Below are 19,224 nucleotides of genomic sequence, written 5' to 3' on the forward strand. Positions count from 1 at the left end.
ATGGAATTTTTTAAAATATTAAACAAGCGTTTAATTTTTGTCTTATCGGCTCTAAAATGCTTTTTAGAGACTCTAATTCGGGGTTTAGCGATTGCTAAAATTTTGTATTCAAATAAAATGTAATATTGTCCGTATAAATCATAAATCGTAATGACACCGAATATTTTCAGACCTTATTTATTTACCGGATTACATATTCTTGGCTGGTCTCTATTAGGGTATCTTATGCTGTTTTATATTCCACTTACCTGGAATGTTGTGCTTCCGCAAGTATTCTGGCTCTGGCAAACAATCATCTTGTTTTTACTCATGGTGGTCTTTTATTCTACAGCAAAACTCGTTGTTCCTAGAACCATCATAAAAGACAACACTTCACTCTTCTTGCTTTGGGCGTTTGCTGCTATAATCGCCATGCAGCTCATTGCTTACTTTTACACTTCACAAACCGATCTTCATAATCAAATTATGAAAGCCATTGGGTTTAAAAAATACAAAAATCCTTATTTCGACAACTACGTTTTTACCTTAACATTATTGGTTTTAGGGATAGGCACCAGCTGGGCAATGCTGCAGCACTGGCAAAAAGCGGCACTGCACAAACAAAAACTGGAACAAGACAAAACAATGGCCGAACTGGCGATGCTAAAAGCGCAAATCAATCCGCATTTTTTCTTTAATTCTCTAAACAGCATTTATTCACTTACTTATACTGATACTGAAGATTCTCGAAATGCACTTCACACCTTGAGCCGAATGATGCGTTATTTGCTTTACAGCACAGAAGAGAAAACAACGCTGCTGAAAGAAGCTGAGTTTATGAGAGATTTCATTGCATTAATGAAACTTCGCGCCAATAGCAAACTGACCATCACAACAGATATTCCTGAAAAAATACATGATTACCCAATTGTTCCGATGTTATTACTACCTTTAGTAGAAAATGCTTTTAAACATGGCGTTCATGCCACTGATAAAAGTGAGATCTACATTAAGCTTACGCAAAATGGAAGCGAACTGGAATTTGAAGTTGAAAATACTTATTTTGAAAAAACAACAGTTTCTGATGTAGGCGGAATTGGTTTAACCAACACCAAACGAAGATTGCAATTGATTTATCCAAATCAGCATTTTATTTCTTTTGGAGTTACCGATCACGGAACATATAAAATTAAGTTGAAGATAAATTTAGAGCAATGACAGTATTAAAATGTATAGCAGTAGATGATGAACCATTGGCTTTAAGATTGGTAGAAACCTTTATAGAGCAGACTCCGTTTTTAGAATTAATTTCCACTTGCGACAATGCTGTTGATGCCTTGGGTCTTATCAGGGAGGCAAAACCGGACGTTGTTTTTTTGGATATTAATATGCCCAATTTAAGCGGAATGGAATTGGCACGATTAATACAAGACCAAGCTGGACCATTGCCAAAAATCATTTTTACTACCGCTTATAATCATTATGCAATTGAAGGTTACAAAGTAAATGCTGTAGATTATCTTTTAAAACCTTTTAGCTACGAAGAATTTCTACGTGCTTCAAGCAAAGTTTTACAATTGGCTGAAGAAGCCAATAATACATTTAGTACTATTACTGCAGATGACGAATTTATATTCTTGAAAGTAGAATATCAGTGGGTCAGAATTTCACTAAAAGACATCACTTACATCGAAAGTCTCAAAGATTATGTAAAAGTACATCTTGAAGATTCTCAGAAAGCTTTAATGTCTTTGATTTCGCTTAAAGCTCTAGAAGAAAAACTGCCTTCCTCAAAATTCATGCGTGTACATCGTTCTTTCATCGTGTCTTTAGATAAAATAAGCGCCATTAGTAAAAACTCCATTTTTATTGATAAAATAGAAATAACAGTTGGCGAACAATATAAAGAAGCCTTTAAAACATTGGTCGATAAATGGCTCAAATAAAATTAGAATTACAAAAATCATGGAAAAAAGATCAAACAAATATTACCTTACTTTAAGTCTTAAGGAATACGCAAATGGTGAAACTGAACCTGCAAGAGAACTTGGAATTGAATTTGACAATCATGACGAGATCTTTGGAATTATAGAAAAAATTAAACAAAAGAATATTTTTGCCAACGATTCAGAAGCAACTCAATTTGCTTTAGGATTAAAATTATTCAGTGAAATCAAAATAAAGAATCGTAAAAACCCTCTTTTTGAAGAATTAAATGAAGTTTTTCCGATCTTCATGAAAAAATTAAAAAGTCTTTAAAATCTTCTTTAAAAATAAGACCTCAACCCTATTCTTGTTAAATTTTGGAATGTTAAATTTCTGCTAAGAAAAAGACAATCCAATTCCTACTGGCAATATTTTATAACAATTTGCCGTTCCAATTAGGCATGTCCCACTAAATGCTTTTTCCAAAAGAAGCTTAATTTCTGTTTTTGAAATTCTGCTGCTTCAAATAAAATGGCATCAGCATTTAGGCATTCTTAATTGAAAAACAGAGCATTCATTTGAAACTGACCACTTCAACTTTACTGAATCTCTACTCATAACCTTCTCTTTCGAAATGTTCGATAATGCAAAATTTAATTTTAACCATTAAAATGAAAGCATTATGATAATTCAAAAAAGTATATTTCTTCTTGCTGGAATTCTTGCTTTAGGCAGTTGCTCTAATAACGACAATACGGACGGAGGCACAGATCCAGGACCAACAGGACCACCTGTAGAAACAGGAACGGCAAACACCAGTTATCAACCAGCATTCTCAGGACAGACACGCGCAGGAAGCATCCAAACCACCACCGAAATTGAATCTAAAGTAATCACCAACGGCTTAAGCGCTCCTTGGGGAGTGGCCTATCTTCCCGACGGACGTCTTTTGGTTACTGAAAAAGCAGGTAAAATTAAAATCGTAACCCAAGCAGGAGTTATCAGCAATGCCTTAACTGGCGTTCCTGCTGTTAATCCTGATAGTCAAGGTGGTTTATTAGGAATTTGCCTTGATCCTGCATATGCTACTAACCGAATGATTTATTGGGCTTTTTCTGAAGTTGTTGCTGGCGGAAATATTACCGCTGTCGCGAAAGGTAGAATTTCAGACGATGAAAAAGCAATTGAAAATGCAACGGTTATTTATCGTTCGAACACTCCAAACTCAAGTACACTGCACTATGGCGGCCGAGTTTTATTTGATAAAACCGGAAATTTATTTGTAAGCATTGGCGAAAGATCTGTGCTAGAAACACGCCCATTGGCTCAATCAGTAACGAGCAGTTTAGGCAAAATTGTACATATTACCACAAGCGGACAAGCAGCGCCAGGAAATCCTACTTTTACACAAACTGGGGCTTTACCTGAGCTTTATACTATTGGCCACAGAAATCCGCAGGGATTGGCTATGCATCCTACTACAGGAGAATTATGGCAAAGTGAACACGGCCCGAGAGGCGGTGACGAAATTAACCGAATTAAAGCTGGAGCAAATTATGGCTGGCCAACAATTACTTACGGAATTGAATACAGTGGTACGAAAATTGGAGAAGGTATTACACAGCAAACCGGAATGGAACAGCCTATTTATTACTGGGATCCTGTAGTTTCACCAAGTGGAATGACGTTTTACGCTGGAAAACGAATTCCGGAATGGGAAAATAATTTATTTATAGGCGCTTTAAGCGGTATGCATATTGTTCGTCTAGCATTTAAAGACAATAAAGTAGCTGGTGAAGAAAGATTATTGGCTGGAGAAGGACAAAGATTTAGAGATATTACACAAGGAAAAGATGAAGCATTATACGCCGTTACCGATCAAGGAAGACTTTATAGAATAGATAAAAAGTAAACTTGTTCATCTATACATGCCAAAAGAAACGCCCCAAATATGGGGCGTTTGTATTTTATGTTTTTTTGTTTCAGGTTTCATGTTTCAAGTTTTATTCTGTTGCGTTTAGCTTGAAACATGAAACTTTAAACTTGAAACAAAAAACTTAAGCTTTTGCTTTTCTTTTTACCGTACAGCCAATTTCTTTGGTTTGTGTAATGGCTGGTTTCTGTCCGCTTTTTAATGATGCGATTACATCTTCAGCATATTTTATTTTCTGCGGATTATTTCCTTCTGGATCATTATCAATTGCTCCAACATATTCTACAACATTTCCTTTTGCTGTTTTAGAAACGATAAAGATATGAGGTGTACGTTTTGCTCCATACTCATCCGTAATTTTTTGTCCTGGATCAAATAAATATGGGAAAGAGTATTTTTTATCTTTTGCCAAATCTTGCATTTTAGCAAAAGTATCTGCTGTAGAAGCTTCAGGATCATTTGGATTGATTGCAATTACAGGATATCCTTGAGATTTGAATTTTTTATCCAAATCGATAATTCGCTGTTCGTATCCAATTGCGTACGGACATGTATTGCACGTAAAAACTACAATATATCCTTTTGCATCTTTAAAAGTTCCGAAAGAAACTTCTTTGTTGTCTACATTTTTCAGTTTGAAATCTGGAGCCGCATCGCCCGCTTTAAGTGTTACAGCATTTTGTGCGTGAGATAGAAAAGCAGAAAATGCTAATGCTAGTAATAAGATTATTTTCTTCATAATGGTTTACAGTTTTTTATATTCAGTTAATAATTGTTCGTAGGTAAATTCGCTTTCGACAAATTTTCGTTTATCATTTTTAATAAAAAGCGTTGCCGGAATACTTCCAGACCAGCTTGGATCTATTCTATCGATAAATTCTTGTGGGCTGCTTTCGTTTAATAAAAAGACTTCATTCTTTAAATTCTTCCTTTTCACAAACGGAATAACATTCGATTCTAGTTTCGATTTAAAATCTAAACTTACTAATAAAACAGCCAGTTTTTCTGATTTATACTCTGCTCCTAACTTCTCAAAATATGGTAATTCTTTTATGCATGGTGCACACCATGTTGCCCAAAAATTGACAACATAAGTGCTGTCTTTTCCGTTTTTGATTCTCTCATTAAGCTGATTAATATTTATAAGTTTCACATTCTGACTATAAGCAGAAACCGAAATAATACTGAATAAAAATATATAGAAAAAAGGCTTAATTTTCATGAGAAGAATGTTTTAGAATTAATTTGTCTCTTACAAATATAAAATAATGATAAATTAGTTTTTGTTAATGAAAGTTTAATGAGTTTTTTAAGAAAGACCAAATTGCAGAGAGCAAAGATTCTCAAATTGCGCTTTAGAAACATTAAACTAAACAATTCACATCAGTAACAGCAATGTTCCATCGGAACATCTCATTGGTAGAAAAAAATGCGCATATTTTTTTCGTTCCGTAGGAACGTTTGATTAAACGTTTGCTAACAAATATAAGCATTTGCATAATTTGATGATCTCAAACGTCCCTACGGGACGATCTAAAAAAAACAAATATCATTTCTACCGATGAGATGTTCCGATGGAACATTTGTTTTATTTCTCTATATTTAAAAATAAATTGGGATGAAATGTATTTATTTGATCTTTTCAAAGATTTCTTTTTCTCCATTTGTAAGCTGTTTGCTAATTTTAGCAAAATTCTTTTTCTCGCCAAATGTTGTATACATCACGCCTTCCCAGCAATAATCTGCCATTTCCTGAACATTAGTGCCACTATCTGAATATTCTTTTAAATCTTCTTCTGTAAAATAATACGAAACAAAATTCTCTTTACTATCCAATAATAACTTCAAGCTATTTTCATTTGTAAAATAAGAAATGAACGATTTATTATGCGGATGTTCCTGCATTGATAAAACAGCATTGATATAGACTTTAATTGATTTTTCGTTTATTCCGAATTTCTCCAGAAACACTGGTGTAAATTTCTGCTGAATAGACTGATGTTCACCATCTATTGTTTGATAATAATCGATCAGCGTATCAAAATATTTTTCGTCTTGTAATCCTAAAGCAAAAACGGCAAAAGTTGAAGGCATGGCACAATTTTCAGCTTCAAGATTGGTGTACCATTCGTATTTCTTTTTTGTAAGATCAATATATTCTAAAATGCTTTTGTGCAGATTTGGATATTTTACTGCTCCTGCAAAAAGATAATTCTGTCCGCATTTTGGAAGCCCTTTTATAGGAAGCAGTTCTTTTTCTTTTGATGTAAAACTAATTTCGAAGCTTTTAGGAAAATCAGATTTTAGAAGGTTATTCACGAAGTGTAATGCTTTTGCGTAACTTTCTTCTGTTTCGGTAATCATTTTAAGACTTATTTCAGCAAAAACATCATTTGCTTTTCCTGTAAAATCTTTGTCTTTATACTCGGTCAACTCTTTTGGAATTTTTCCCGTTCCGTTTTTCTTCAGCTGTTCTACTTCATCAGAACCTAATTCGGTCACGACATCAAAATATTCATTTGCCGTAACTGTGGCATAACTTGGCCCATATTTAATATGTGAGACAGCGATATAACATATAAAACTTAAAAGTTCTTTCTGTTCTTCTGTCAATATGGGTTTCGGAAGTTCTTCTTTTGTTTTGGGTATAAAAATCTTGTATTTGCCTTTTTTTACTCTTTCAAAACTATTAAAAACCAATTCTTCAGCTTGCAATCCTAATGCATAACGGTAACTCTCAAATCCTGTAAGTTTTCTCAGTTTTTCTACAAATGAAATATAAAACTCTTTTGAGAAAGGTCTAGTCTGGAAAAAGTATTCAATTATGGGCGACAACAGAAATTTTTCGTCCGAATCTAATACGTACGGATTTGGATATGCTTTATCAATTTTAACCGTATTATTATCAATCGCTTCAATGAATTTTTCTAAAAGCGCTTCGTTGCCTTCTATTTTTACTAAATAATTTAATTCTCTCATTGTTTATTTTATTGTCACATTTTTAATTTGATTATTCCACATCGTCTTCATCATATTCTTCATGATCATAAGACAGATAAGACCAATCAATATCAACAAGATCAAGAATGGCATCAAATCGTTCCTGATCACTTGATCCGATAAAAGCTCCAGTACAGTTGTTCTCTTGATCGAATGACAAACTGATTACATCATAAAAATCAGCTGTATATACCTTTTGATTTTCTCTGCTGATTTCTGGAACAAGCGCATAGTTTTCTTCAACCAACTTTACAATTTCAGAATCAATTTCTCCTAAATAATTTCCGTTAAATTGAAGTCCGCCTAAAGTACCATTAAAAACTGCCATCAACAGAAAAAAGTTTTCCGTTGTCTCGATTTCCATTTCCCAATCTGATTTTTCGATTGTGTCGTAGTTGCCATATACTGGCGGATTCTCCAATGATAAATCTTCTTTTTTAATTCCCCAAAAAGCTACGTTTTGATTTTCTTCATAAAAAACCAGAAAATCATCATCCGAGAATCCGATTTCATTTTCGGGTTTCAAAAGTCTATTAAAACAGTAATTGAGGTTTTCTTCTGTTCCTAATTCTAAATAATATTCTTTAAGTTTTGAAGGAAGTTTTACGTTTAATGTTTTCTCAAGATCGAGAATCTGATTTTCTGAAAATCCGTAGTTTTTATTTTCAGACAGGTTGTAAAGGCGTTTAATCTTTTGAATATAATTCATCTTTGGCTTCTATTTTTAGGAAGTGAAAAATAAACAATTAATTACAAGCCTGCAATTACTTTATAATGATAATCTCACTTTTTCAGAAAAGCAATTTCTTAAAACTAGGATATATTTTCTAGTCATGTTTTTTTGACTAATTGACTGGCTATGATATTCGGCTCAACTTTGCAATAAATTCATAAATCCGAGAGTACCTTTTAAAAACTATTATGAAAATACTGTCGATACTATTAATCTTGATTTGCAGTTCAAGCTGCCAATCGCAAACGAATTCTAAAATGAGTGAAGACAAAACAAATCCGTTATTATGCGATCCTGTAAGCGGAATGTGCGAAATGCCTGCTGGCGAAAAATCGAATCAAAAAACAGCTATTCCAACAGAAAATAAACCTGTCAAAATAATTTACTATACCGACCCTATTTGTTCTTCTTGTTGGGGAATTGAACCTCAGCTTAGAAAATTAAAACTAGAATATGGCGATTATATTGAAATCGATTATCGAATGGGCGGTTTATTACCAGATTGGAGCTATAACAGTGGCGGAATAAGCAAACCTTCTGACGTTGCACACCATTGGGACGAAGCTAGTTTATATTACGAAATGCCAATTGATGGAAATGTTTGGCTTGAAGATCCGTTAGATTCTTCATATCCTTCCTGTATTGCTGTGAAAGCAGCACAAATGCAAAGCAAGGAAAAAGCGGTTTACTTTATGCGTATTCTTCGCGAAAAGCTTTATCTCTATAAAAAGAATATTGCAAAATGGGAAAATATAGCAGAAGCTGCAAAAATCGCAGGTTTGGACGTTCCGAAACTAAAAGCTGATTATGATGATGCCGAAGAACTTTTTCAAGAAGATTTAAATTTAGGAAAAACTCTTGGCGTAAGAGGTTTTCCAACTTTATTTCTAGCCAACGCCGATAATAATCAATTAACTGTTTACGGTTCTAAACCTTATGATGCTTATGAAAATGCTTTGCTAGCTCTGTTTCCTGAGGCTAAAGCGAAAAAGTTTGAGAATAAAAATTCATTGTCAATTTTCGAAATTTATCCAACACTTGCTCCAAAAGAATATGCTGTAATTCACAACATCGCAGTTAATGAGGCAAAAATTATTTTAGAGGAATTATTCAGCAAAGAAAAATTGGATAAAAAGACAATTAAAAATGGTTCGCTTTATAGTAAGAAATAATTAAAAGAGCATTGAAATCATGTTCCATCGAAACATTTGGTTGGTAGAAAAAAATAATTTGAGATTGTACATTTCGTCCCGTAGGGACGTTTGGTATTATAAAATTGGTTCTTTAAAAATATATTGATAATCGAATTCTATTTCAAATGCTTTCAATAATTTTTGATACTCCTCTAAAAATGTTTCTTTTTTATGATGCTGTTCTTGATTCTGAATATATCTAATAACATTTGGAACATGGCTTCTTGAATATGAAAAAGCGCCATATCCTTCTTGCCATGAGAAATCAGGTGATAATTTTTGTTCTTTAATCCATTTGCTGGTTTCTGTTTTTACATTTTGAACTAATGAAGAAATGGATTGAGTAGGACGCATCCCTATAAAAATATGTATATGATCAGGCATGCTATTAATACATAACATTTTATGATTGTTCGCTTGAATTATACCCGTAATGTATTGATGCAATTTGTCCTGCCAATCCTTTGCAATTAAAGCTTTTCTGTATTTCACTGCAAATACAAATTGTATATGCAATTGTGTATATGTGTTTGCCATTACCAACCAAACGTTCCTACGGAACGAAATAAACATGATTAATTAAAAATTCTACCGATGAGATGTTCCTAACGGAACATTTCTTTTCTCACCAATACGAATTTTAAAAATAATCGCTTTTGATATGCCTTCTAAAAGTCTTTAGAATATTACTTTAAGACAAAATATTCCATAGGAGCATTTCTTTATAGAATAGAAAGAATTAAAAAAATGTTCCGCTAGGAACATCTCATCGGTAGCAAAAAAAATATTTGGTTGGTTCACGTCCCGTAGGGACGTTTGATTGGTTTATTAAATTTCCCTCAAAATCAAATCGCCTACAACATCTAAAAAACTATGAATCCAAAATAAAAAAATGTTCCGCTAGGAACATCTCATCGGTAGCAAAAAAAATGTTTAGTTGGTTCACGTCCCGTAGGGACGTTTGATTGGTTAAATTTCCCTCAAAATCAAATCGGCCACAACATCTATTGCTTGATTAATAATTTTTTCGGGAGTTCCTTTAAACTCAAAACGCTTGGCAATTTGTTTTTCGCCAAAAATGATATGGATGAAAATGGTCCCAACTGGTTTTGACTCGCTTTCGCTTCCGCCTGGTGTAGTCAGTCCTGTTAAACCCACACAAATATCTGAATTAATATAGCGGTAAAAATTTTGCGCCATCAACTTGGTAACCTCAGCAGATTCGGCGCTGTATTGTTCTATGGTTCCCCACGGAATATGAAGTAAATCTTCTTTCATTGAAGAATGATAACAGACTATTCCTCCTATGAGAATTCTTCCAGAATTAAGAACTGTCGAAAATTCATAACATATTTTTCCAGCAGAAGCACTTTCTGCAAATGCTATTGTTAAGTTCTTTTCTATTAAACTCTGACAACATGCGGTTACCTTATCTGACGCCATATTGATTTCAAATTTAATTACACATTAATTTCAACCTCAAATGTAGATTGTTTCAATATAGTAAACTTACATAATTTCTTACAATATTTACATTGTAAGTAACTGTTAATTATGCAACTATCATTTATTTTTTTATAAGAACTTCTTTCTGATTATGTTGTAATTTTGTAAATAGAGCTTTTTATAGTCAAATAGTACACGGCCTAGAAATAATATAAAAGCCAAAATGCCTTGACTAATAAAAGTTAGGATTAGACAATTACAGTAAACTGTAAAGAATTAACTACTCTTCTTTAAGAAGGTTCGATTTTGAAAAAATAATAATCTTAAAAAATAGTATTATGGAAAAGCAACACAACCATGATTATGGTCAGTTTGACCCTGATTATATCGAACAAAATACTCTTGTTGACGGAACATATTCTAATGAGGATGAGTTTAAACAAATTTTGAAAAAACATGACAATAGAGAATTTGGCGAAAGCGACCCTGATTATTATGAGCAAAATATGGTGATTGACAACGACAATTATGCACGAGATGAAGATCCGTACCAGTATCAGGAAGAATTTATTGAAGATTCTGTGCTTCCAAAAGGAGATTTTGAGCCAAATACTACTATTCGTTCAGAAAACATTCCGAATCAAGAAAGAATAATTAATGAAGATGACGCCATTACCAACGATGGCACAAAAGACGATTTAAACGATGAATATCATCCTGATTTAGATTACGAAAATGATTTAGAAAAAGACGAGGATTTTGACAAGGATGAAGAATTGGACGATTTTGACGCAGAACATTATCCCGAAAATCATCCTAGAGAATAGCAAAATTTATCGTAAATTGTAATGTATTAATTTATGGATCTAGCAGTTCAAATTGTCTGGCTTTTTGTATTAGCAATTCCAATTGCTTGTATTAGCTGGACTGTCACACATGAAGAGATTTTTAGAGAACCGCATGAATGGTGTGTCAGGCATTCTAAAAATGACAAATACATACTGTCAAGAAAGTTCTTTTATCTTCTCACTTGTGAATATTGCTTCAGTCATTATGTTACAATTGCCTTTCTGGTTATCTGCGATTATAAACTTTTGTTAAATGACTGGAGAGGATATATTTTGGCAGGGTTTTCTCTGGTCTTTATGGCAAATGTTTATATGAGTCTTTTTGCTCTATTGCGCCAAGCTATAAAAAAAGAAAAGGTCGAAATTGAGAAAATTGAAAGTGAAACTGACACTGAAAACAGTAAAAATTAAGAAATAACAAATAAGTATAATTAAAAATTAATTGGCATTATGGAGAATTTGAATTTTATAGACCCATTATTACACGGAATTAAACCTGAAAGCAAACCGTTAAATCTGTCAGTAAAACAAATGGTATTTGCAGGCGTTGGAGCTCTTTTAGCATCGGCAGTTTTGAATAAAACAGGACATAAAAAAGCAAGTGCTGTTGTAGGAAGTCTTGCATTACCAATTTTAGCATCGGCTTGCTATAAAAAATACAGTCAAGTATCTAAAGAAAAAATTGATGCTCAGGCAAGCAGCGGTATCGAATACAATCACTAATCCTTATAAACTATCATAAAAAAGAGCGCTTATTTTGTTATAAGCGCTCTTTTTCATTTAGGCTAAATTAGTTTATATTTCCTTCGACCCAGTTTAATGCTTTATTAAAATCAACTTTTTTATAACCACGAAACTCACCTGGAACAATATAGCTAAATCCGTTTGTGAAAGAAATGATTTCGTCAGTATCGGTAACAATAGCTGCTCTATTCCATTTTCCAAGATTTTTTAAACCAAGAAGAGCATCTTGCAGCCAAGCACCTGTCGTAAAATTTTCAATATCGGTATCTAAAACCAATAAGAAATTAATTTCATTAGTCTGTTTTACCAAATGCTCAACGGCTGGAGCTACTGCTGTCACAAAGTCTTCTTTTGTCACTTCTGCCAATGCTCTAAAGGCAACAATATTATCTGTGGTATCGATTTGATGTATCATGATTTTTATACTTTTTGAGTTATTTAATGACGTTTTATTCTAGACATTTTGATGACGTTCAACATCACATCAAATATACTCATTATCAATCAGATAACACTTACATTTAACTATTCGTTTATTATATTTTTTTAAGTTTCTAAGCTTCTGAGATGATAAGATACTAAGGTTTAAAACCTGTGAAGTTTGGTTTAGTGGAAATATCTTAAACTTGAAACAAAACTTAGATTCCCAGTTTTTCACTCAATTCCTCATACGAACTAAAAAGCTCTGCTCCTTCTTCTTGTAAATCTTCATTATTAAAGCCATTTGCAAAACCGTACACTTTAAATCCGCCACTTGCTCCAGCCTTAACACCAGCTTTACTATCTTCAACCACAATGCAATCTTTTACTTCAAACCCCATTACTGCAGCAGCGTGAAGAAATATTCCAGGTTCTGGTTTCCAGCTACCAATTTGATAGGAACTGAATATTTTATTTTCAAATCTATCCAATAATCCTGCTACTTCAAGATTCAAACGAATTTTTTCTTCTGGTCCGCTCGATGCAACACAGTACGGAATCTTCAATTTTTCAATATTTTCGATAAAATCAATAATACCTTCCATTGGTTTTACCTGAGTTTTAAAAGCTTCAAAACTCTTTTCACGATATTCTGTTTCAAAATTTTCAGGGAGCTTTTGATCAATTGCTTCTTCAATATGTCTGAAACAATCTTTTAGGTTTCGTCCGTTAAAATGACGGTACGCATCTTCCAATTCCATTTCAAATCCGTGTTCCTGCGCCATTTCCAGCAATATTCCGTTACCGATTTTCTCTGTATCGACCAAAACTCCGTCACAATCGAAAATAATACATTTAACCATTTCTGTTGATTTTCATTTAATTATAAATTTCTCCTGAAGTAAAATCAGGAAATGTAAATTACGAAAAATAATCTATTTCCTCTTTCAAAGCTTTTCTGCTCATTTTCAACATTCTGTACAGAATTACTCCTATTCTGTATTTTCAATTCCGTTTTGATTTGTACTTTTATAACCCTATCAAACCTAATTTTTGAAATAGTAAAAACCGAAGAATTTTGAAAAAACATCTTTTTATCATAACCATTCTGACAGCCAATTTTGCTGCTTTTTCTCAGAATAAAATCATTACAATTACCAACAATTTAAAAGTTGACAGAGAATTTGAAACCATAGAACTGACTAAAAAATCACTTGGTTTAGCAGATAATGCAAAACTCGAAAATTATGCTGTAAAAGAAATTGAAAACAATTCCTACTTAGAAACTCAAACCGTAGATAATGATGGCGATGGAAATGCTGATGTTCTACTTTTTCAGCCAAAAATAAAAGCTTCTTCAAAACAGGATTTTGAAGTATTCATTGGAACAAATCCAAACACTTCAAAAGTAGCAAGCTGCTATTCTCGTTTTGTTCCAGAACGTACAGACGATTATGCTTGGGAAAACAACAAAGTGGCATTTAGAACTTATGGTCCTGTAGCACAAAAAATGGTCGAGGATAAAATTCCAGGTGGAACTCTAACCAGCGGAATTGACGCGTGGCTCAAAAGAGTAGATTATCCAATTATTAACAAATGGTATGAAAAAGCCACTAACGGAACAGGAACGTATCATAAAGACACTGGTGAAGGTCTGGACAATTTTCATGTGGGCGACAGCCGCGGTGTGGGCGGAATTGCAGTAAATGTAGATGGAAAATACTATTTCTCTAAAAATTTCATCAGCTGGAAAACCATTACAACGGGGCCAATTAGAACTAGTTTTATTCTGACTTATGCCGATTGGGACGCAAAAGGAAAAAAAATAACGGAATCAAAATTAATCAGTTTAGATTACGGAAGTCAGCTTTCGCGTTTTGAAATCAATATTACAGGAACAAAAAATATTGCTGCTGGATTAACTCTTCATGAGAAAAAAGGAACTACTGGAACAAATCTTAAAGAAGGATGGTTAAGCTATTGGGAACCCATTGACGATTCTGAAATTGGAATAGGTTTAGTGGCTCCAAAAAACACTTTATTAAGTTTTGACAATCATGTAACAGACGAAAAAGACTTGAGTAATCTGTACGGAAATATTACTGTTAAAAACAACAAAGCCATTTATTATGTTGGTTTCGGATGGAAAAAAGGAAGTCCGTTTCAAACTAAACAAGAATGGGAAAAGTATTTGAGTTCTTTTGCGGAAAAGATTAATAATCCTTTGATTGTGAAGACTAAAAAATAACACAATCTTGTCATCCTGACGAAGGAAGAATCACACACGAAATCGACAAAGTTTCTTGACATTCTAAGTAGAGCTACTTGTGTGATCCTTCCTTCGTCAGGATGACAAAAAAACCAAAAAAATTACTTTCTCGCAGGAAAATAATTCTCCTTCAAAATAATCTCCAACGGAATATAATGCGTTCGTTCAGTTTCTTCCTGAAGAACAAGTTTCTTATACAAATAATTAATTCCTAAATATCCCTGTTCTTCTGGCCTTTGATTGATCAAGAAATCAATAACCCCTTTGTTAAGGTATTCGATATTTTCTTTTAGCAAATCAAAACCAATAATTCGAACACCGTTTATATTGTTTTTATTTAAAAAGTTGGCCACAATGTAAGCTCTTGAATTAGGTACAAAAACACTATTTATTCCAGAAAACATTTCCAAACTCAGCTGATCAATTCCAGAATCTTTTAAAGTTACTTCTGAGAATTTAAAATGAGTCAATTCGTTATGATCTTCAAAATACGAATAAAATCCTTTGATGCGCTGTTGATAAACAGATGTGCTTTCGATTTCTCGGGTTATTTTAAAAATCAAAACCTGTCTTTCGTTTTTCACCGCAAAACTGATTAATCTTCCTGCCAAATATCCACTCTGAAAAGCGTCTTGTCCCACATAAGCATGTTCATTTTCTTCAGAGATATTCGAATCGATCATCACAACCGGAATATTTTTCTTTTCGTATTCTTTTAAAAACTGAACTGAATCATCATAAAAAATTGGAGCAAACAATAAACCGTCACAATCAAACTCCATTATTTTCTGCGTCGTTTCTTTAAACGATGCCAAATTGTAATCGTAAAAAAAGTAATCCAGTACAATTCCGAATTTGCTAAACTCCAAAGCTGCTTTTTCAATACCCTCAGCCTGACATTTCCAATATTCTAAAGTTTCTGATTTTGGAAGAAAAACTGCAAAATGAAATTTCTTATTCAGCGCTAGATTACTTGCCAAAATATTTCGCGTATAACCAAACTCTTCAATAATCGCATTGACCTTGTCAACGGTTTCTTGAGCCACTTGTCCACGTTTGTGTATAATTCTGTCGACTGTTCCAGCAGAAACATTGGCTAATTCGGCAATCTTTTTAATTGTTATGATATTGATTCTTTTTAAGTTAAAAATATAAAAGCAGTTGGGTAAAATTAATTTATTTTATCAAAAATAAGTTGTTTTACATCACATTTTGCATACATTTGTAAAACACCGTGTACGCACACGCAAATATACACATAACATTAAAAAACCAAAATAAAAACCGTACAAAATGATAATAGACTCATTGCCTAATGCAGCAAAATACTACGGTCTGCATCCAAATTTCAAAAAAGCATTTGAATATGTAGCCCAAAATGATATTGCCAATCTTGAAGAAGGAGCTTACGAAATTGGTGAAGGTTTAAAACTAATTGTAATTGTTGGAGAAGGAAGCACAAGAGAAGAAAGCATTAAAGGTTTTGAATGCCATGATAAAAACATCGACATTCAGATTTCTATAATTGGCCCTGAAACCTTTGCATGGAAACCTAGAGAAAAATGCATCAATCCAAATGGGGATTATAGCGAAGAAAGAGATGTTCGTTTCTTTCATGATAAACCCGATATGTTTTTTGAAATAAAAGAAAAGCAATTTACAATCCTGTTTCCAGAAGACGTCCATTCTGCTATGATTGCAAGCGGGCTATTGAAAAAAATTGTTATTAAAGTAAAAATATAAGTAATGAGCACCATTCAGAACGCTATAGATGTTATTTTAAAACAAGGAATGCTTCCGCTCTATTTCAATTCTGACGAAAGCAAAAGTATTGCGGTTTTAAAAACACTTTACAATGCAGGAATCAGAGCGGTAGAATACACAAGCCGTGGTCCAGAAGCACTTTCTAATTTCAAAAAAATGATTGAAGTAAGAAATGCTGAAATGCCTGAAATGCTTTTAGGAATTGGAACTATCAAAAATTTAGCGCAAGCAGAAACCTATTATTTAGCTGGAGCTGACTTTTTTATAAGTCCAGGATTTGTTCCTGAAGTAGCTTCATTTCTAATTGCTAAAGGTGTTTTATACGCTCCCGGATGTATGACACCAACAGAAATTATTGCGGCTGAAAATGCTGGTGTAAAATTCATCAAACTTTTCCCTGGGAATATATTAGGACCAGACTTCATGAGCGGTATTAGAGATATTTTTCCTGATTTAATTTTTATGCCAACTGGAGGTGTTGACACTACGAGACAAAGCATTGAAACTTGGTTTAATGCTGGGGTTTCTGCTGTTGGAATGGGCAGCAAATTAATTAGCAAAGAAGTAATGGAATTCGATGCTTATGAGACAATTGAAAAAGAAACTAAAAGGGTTTTGGATTTGATAGAAACTATCAGAAAGTAAATTCCAAATTTGAAAACCCAAATTCCAAAAACTCAGTTTGTACCGATTAGACTAATTAAAAAGTAAAAATTAATTATACAAAAATGTACTTTATTTCCAATTTGGAATTTAAAGTATTGAAAATTAAAAACTAAAATGGATTCAATATTTAATTTAAAAGGAAAAATTGCATTAATAACAGGCGGTGCTGGAGTTTTAGGAAGCCGATTTGCAAATGTTTTGGCACAGCAAGGTGTTGTAGTCGGAATCGTTTCGCAATCATTGGAAAAGGCTGAAAACACAGTAAAAGCAATCGAAGCAAACGGCGGACAAGGATTTGCTGTTCAGGCCAATGTTTTAAACAAAGAAGAATTAGAAAAAGCCAAAGATTTTATTGCTGAAAAATACGGACGTCTTGATATTCTAATCAATGCCGCAGGCGGAAATATGCCGGGCGCGACGATTCAGCCAGATCAGGCGGTTTACGATATGAAAAGCGATGATCTGCAAAAAGTAGTCGATTTGAACATTATTGGAACCATGCTTCCAACTCAGGTTTTTGCGGAACTTTTTGCTAAACAGAAATCAGGAAATATCATCAATATTTCATCTGCTTCGGCCCAAAGACCTTTAACGAGAGTTGTCGGGTATTCTGCTTCAAAAGCGGCAATCGATAATTTCACACAATGGATGGCTGTTGAATTGGCTCAAAAATATGGCGAAGGACTTCGTGTAAATGCTATTTCTCCTGGATTTTTTATTGGTGAACAAAACCGTGCTTTATTACTAACTCCAGAAGGGAAACTAACTCCTAGAGGAGAAAAAATAATCGATCATACGCCAATGGGAAGATTCGGAACTCCTGAAGATATTGACGGTGCGCTTTTATTTTTATGCAGCGACATGTCAAAATTCGTAACGGGAACTATCTTAAAAGTCGACGGCGGATTTGCTGCAACAAGTATTTAAGAGTTAGTCCAACCCCTCTCCTGCAAGGTTTCCAAAACCTTGTAGGTATCTAATTTATAAAAACAACTAATTTAAACCTACAAGGTTTTGAAAACCTTGCAGGAAATAAAACAAAAACATAAAAATGGAACAAACATTAAGATGGTTCGGACCAAATGACCCTGTTTCTTTACAAGATATCAAACAAACTGGTGCAACCGGAATTGTAACGGCTTTACACCACATTCCAAACGGAGAAGTTTGGAGCATTGACGAGATTATTAAGCGAAAAGTTGAAATCGAACACGAAAACGGTGATCCTAAAAAAGGGGCTTCGGGTTTGACTTGGTCGGTTGTAGAAAGTATTCCGGTTCATGAAGACATTAAAAAACAGGCTGGAAATTATTTGCAATACATTGAAAATTATAAAGAAAGCATTCGCAATCTGGCTTTGTGCGGTATCAAATGTGTTTGTTACAACTTTATGCCTGTTTTAGACTGGTCAAGAACCGATTTATCCTATACGGTTGAAGACGGCTCAAAAGCTTTACGTTTTGACATTAATGCTTTTGCTGCTTTTGAATTGTTTATTTTGAAAAGACCAGGCGCTGAAAACGAATATACTGAAGAACAGAAACAAAAAGCAAAAAGCTATTTTGAAGCTATGACTGCCGAAGATAAAGTAAAACTACAGCAGAACATTCTGGCTGGACTTCCGGGTGCCGAAGAAGCGTATACGGTTGAAGATTTTCTTGTGACTTTAAGCGCTTACAATCATATTGACAGACAGACTTTAAAGAATAATCTTTTTCATTTTCTAAAAGAAATTATTCCGGTTGCTGAAAGTAAAGGTGTTTTGATGGCCATTCATCCAGACGATCCGCCTTACCCGATTTTAGGTTTGCCAAGAGTGGTAAGTACCGAAGAAGATTTGATGGAATTAATGAACGCTGCTCCTTCTCCATCAAACGGATTTACAATGTGTACAGGTTCTTACGGTGTTCGTGCTGATAATGATCTGCCTGGAATTGTAAGACGTCACGGCGATAAAATGAATTTTATTCACTTAAGAAGCACGCAAAGAGACGAAGAAGGAAGCTTTTACGAAGCAAATCATTTGGAAGGCGACGTTGATATGTATGAAGTTGTAAAAGCAATTTTGGAAGTTGAAAAAAGAAACAACAGCACTTTGCCAATGCGTCCTGATCACGGACATCAAATGCTGGATGATTTAAAGAAAAAAACAAATCCGGGTTATTCTGCAATCGGCCGTTTAAGAGGCTTGGCAGAATTGCGAGGACTTGAATTAGGGATTAAACGATCCTTGTAAAAATTCACCGCAAAGTCGCAAGGAACGCAAAGTTTAATTTTCCTTGCGCACTTTGCGCCTTTGCGGT

General features: G+C 33.8%; 22 protein-coding genes. 13 read left to right on the plus strand and 9 right to left on the minus strand.

What is annotated here, in order from left to right; all coding sequences use genetic code 11:
- The first annotated feature begins 150 nt into the window (after nucleotides 1-150).
- The 4 genes from DM397_RS06680 (at nucleotide 151) to DM397_RS06695 (ending at nucleotide 3,817) form a co-directional block, all read left to right on the plus strand.
- Complete coding sequence (locus tag DM397_RS06680) at nucleotides 151-1,197, plus strand: sensor histidine kinase (RefSeq protein ID WP_111376788.1); 1,047 nt, start codon at nucleotides 151-153, stop codon at nucleotides 1,195-1,197.
- Entirely contained in the window at nucleotides 1,194-1,925 is a 732-nt protein-coding gene (locus DM397_RS06685) for a LytR/AlgR family response regulator transcription factor (RefSeq protein ID WP_111376789.1), read from the plus strand. Before DM397_RS06680 ends, DM397_RS06685 begins: the two co-directional genes overlap by 4 nt.
- Before the next feature lie 19 nt (nucleotides 1,926-1,944).
- The gene (locus tag DM397_RS06690) at nucleotides 1,945-2,238 is read left to right on the plus strand and encodes a DUF3861 domain-containing protein (protein WP_111376790.1); all 294 of its coding nucleotides are present in this window, start codon (nucleotides 1,945-1,947) and stop codon (nucleotides 2,236-2,238) included.
- A 349-nt stretch (nucleotides 2,239-2,587) separates the two neighbouring features.
- Nucleotides 2,588-3,817 carry a PQQ-dependent sugar dehydrogenase gene (locus DM397_RS06695; RefSeq protein WP_111376791.1) on the plus strand — a complete coding sequence of 410 codons (1,230 nt, stop codon included), beginning with the start codon at nucleotides 2,588-2,590 and terminating at the stop codon, nucleotides 3,815-3,817.
- Between the two features lie 145 nt (nucleotides 3,818-3,962).
- On the opposite strand, the gene DM397_RS06700 is transcribed toward DM397_RS06695, so the two are convergent.
- From DM397_RS06700 to DM397_RS06715, 4 genes are all read right to left on the minus strand, one after another.
- On the minus strand, nucleotides 3,963-4,577 hold the full coding sequence (locus DM397_RS06700; RefSeq protein WP_111376792.1) for a thioredoxin family protein: 615 nt from the start codon (nucleotides 4,575-4,577) through the stop codon (nucleotides 3,963-3,965).
- A gap of 6 nt (nucleotides 4,578-4,583) precedes the next feature.
- A complete protein-coding gene (locus DM397_RS06705) occupies nucleotides 4,584-5,060 on the minus strand; it encodes a TlpA family protein disulfide reductase (protein ID WP_111376793.1) in 477 nt (158 codons plus the stop codon).
- A gap of 407 nt (nucleotides 5,061-5,467) precedes the next feature.
- Nucleotides 5,468-6,817: a DUF6138 family protein gene (locus tag DM397_RS06710; protein WP_111376794.1), complete on the minus strand. Its 1,350-nt coding sequence runs from the start codon at nucleotides 6,815-6,817 to the stop codon at nucleotides 5,468-5,470.
- Between the two features lie 31 nt (nucleotides 6,818-6,848).
- Nucleotides 6,849-7,547 (minus strand): SMI1/KNR4 family protein, encoded by a 699-nt coding sequence (locus DM397_RS06715; RefSeq protein ID WP_111376795.1) that lies wholly within the window; start codon nucleotides 7,545-7,547, stop codon nucleotides 6,849-6,851.
- Between the two features lie 281 nt (nucleotides 7,548-7,828).
- On the opposite strand from DM397_RS06715, the gene DM397_RS06720 reads away from it, so the two are divergent.
- Nucleotides 7,829-8,743 carry a DsbA family protein gene (locus tag DM397_RS06720; RefSeq protein ID WP_111376796.1) on the plus strand — a complete coding sequence of 305 codons (915 nt, stop codon included), beginning with the start codon at nucleotides 7,829-7,831 and terminating at the stop codon, nucleotides 8,741-8,743.
- A gap of 96 nt (nucleotides 8,744-8,839) precedes the next feature.
- Here the strand turns inward: DM397_RS06720 and tnpA are convergent, their stop codons facing one another.
- Complete coding sequence (gene tnpA, locus DM397_RS06725) at nucleotides 8,840-9,301, minus strand: IS200/IS605 family transposase (RefSeq protein WP_111376797.1); 462 nt, start codon at nucleotides 9,299-9,301, stop codon at nucleotides 8,840-8,842.
- 432 nt (nucleotides 9,302-9,733) lie between these two features.
- Nucleotides 9,734-10,207: a CinA family protein gene (locus tag DM397_RS06730; protein WP_111376798.1), complete on the minus strand. Its 474-nt coding sequence runs from the start codon at nucleotides 10,205-10,207 to the stop codon at nucleotides 9,734-9,736.
- 341 nt (nucleotides 10,208-10,548) lie between these two features.
- On the opposite strand from DM397_RS06730, the gene DM397_RS06735 reads away from it, so the two are divergent.
- Genes DM397_RS06735 through DM397_RS06745 form a run of 3 tightly spaced genes read left to right on the plus strand, consistent with a single transcriptional unit; the run spans nucleotide 10,549 to nucleotide 11,781 of the window.
- A complete protein-coding gene (locus DM397_RS06735) occupies nucleotides 10,549-11,037 on the plus strand; it encodes a hypothetical protein (protein ID WP_111376799.1) in 489 nt (162 codons plus the stop codon).
- A gap of 33 nt (nucleotides 11,038-11,070) precedes the next feature.
- Nucleotides 11,071-11,469, plus strand: coding sequence for a hypothetical protein (locus DM397_RS06740; RefSeq protein ID WP_111376800.1), 399 nt, complete (start codon nucleotides 11,071-11,073; stop codon nucleotides 11,467-11,469).
- A 39-nt stretch (nucleotides 11,470-11,508) separates the two neighbouring features.
- Entirely contained in the window at nucleotides 11,509-11,781 is a 273-nt protein-coding gene (locus tag DM397_RS06745) for a PrgI family protein (protein ID WP_111376801.1), read from the plus strand.
- Nucleotides 11,782-11,848: 67 nt separating this feature from the next.
- Here DM397_RS06745 and DM397_RS06750 read toward each other — a convergent pair whose 3' ends face one another.
- Together DM397_RS06750 and DM397_RS06755 are read right to left on the minus strand one after the other, a co-directional pair.
- Complete coding sequence (locus tag DM397_RS06750) at nucleotides 11,849-12,217, minus strand: SpoIIAA family protein (RefSeq protein WP_111376802.1); 369 nt, start codon at nucleotides 12,215-12,217, stop codon at nucleotides 11,849-11,851.
- A 223-nt stretch (nucleotides 12,218-12,440) separates the two neighbouring features.
- The gene (locus DM397_RS06755) at nucleotides 12,441-13,085 is read right to left on the minus strand and encodes an HAD family hydrolase (RefSeq protein ID WP_111376803.1); all 645 of its coding nucleotides are present in this window, start codon (nucleotides 13,083-13,085) and stop codon (nucleotides 12,441-12,443) included.
- 215 nt (nucleotides 13,086-13,300) lie between these two features.
- On the opposite strand from DM397_RS06755, the gene DM397_RS06760 reads away from it, so the two are divergent.
- Nucleotides 13,301-14,470 (plus strand): DUF4861 family protein, encoded by a 1,170-nt coding sequence (locus tag DM397_RS06760; protein WP_111376804.1) that lies wholly within the window; start codon nucleotides 13,301-13,303, stop codon nucleotides 14,468-14,470.
- 122 nt (nucleotides 14,471-14,592) lie between these two features.
- On the opposite strand, the gene DM397_RS06765 is transcribed toward DM397_RS06760, so the two are convergent.
- Nucleotides 14,593-15,663 (minus strand): LacI family DNA-binding transcriptional regulator, encoded by a 1,071-nt coding sequence (locus DM397_RS06765; RefSeq protein WP_317048801.1) that lies wholly within the window; start codon nucleotides 15,661-15,663, stop codon nucleotides 14,593-14,595.
- A gap of 121 nt (nucleotides 15,664-15,784) precedes the next feature.
- Between DM397_RS06765 and DM397_RS06770 the strand changes: the two genes are divergently transcribed.
- From DM397_RS06770 to uxuA, 4 genes are all read left to right on the plus strand, one after another.
- A complete protein-coding gene (locus tag DM397_RS06770; protein ID WP_111376806.1) occupies nucleotides 15,785-16,234 on the plus strand; it encodes a YhcH/YjgK/YiaL family protein in 450 nt (149 codons plus the stop codon).
- Nucleotides 16,235-16,237: 3 nt separating this feature from the next.
- On the plus strand, nucleotides 16,238-16,900 hold the full coding sequence (locus DM397_RS06775) for a bifunctional 4-hydroxy-2-oxoglutarate aldolase/2-dehydro-3-deoxy-phosphogluconate aldolase (protein WP_111376807.1): 663 nt from the start codon (nucleotides 16,238-16,240) through the stop codon (nucleotides 16,898-16,900).
- 135 nt (nucleotides 16,901-17,035) lie between these two features.
- Nucleotides 17,036-17,848 carry an SDR family oxidoreductase gene (locus DM397_RS06780; protein WP_111376808.1) on the plus strand — a complete coding sequence of 271 codons (813 nt, stop codon included), beginning with the start codon at nucleotides 17,036-17,038 and terminating at the stop codon, nucleotides 17,846-17,848.
- Between the two features lie 124 nt (nucleotides 17,849-17,972).
- Complete coding sequence (gene uxuA, locus DM397_RS06785; RefSeq protein WP_111376809.1) at nucleotides 17,973-19,157, plus strand: mannonate dehydratase; 1,185 nt, start codon at nucleotides 17,973-17,975, stop codon at nucleotides 19,155-19,157.
- Nucleotides 19,158-19,224: the final 67 nt, after the last annotated feature.

Origin of the sequence: Flavobacterium nitrogenifigens (genome assembly GCF_003254565.1) — a bacterium.
GTDB classification, from domain to species: Bacteria; Bacteroidota; Bacteroidia; order Flavobacteriales; family Flavobacteriaceae; genus Flavobacterium; species Flavobacterium nitrogenifigens.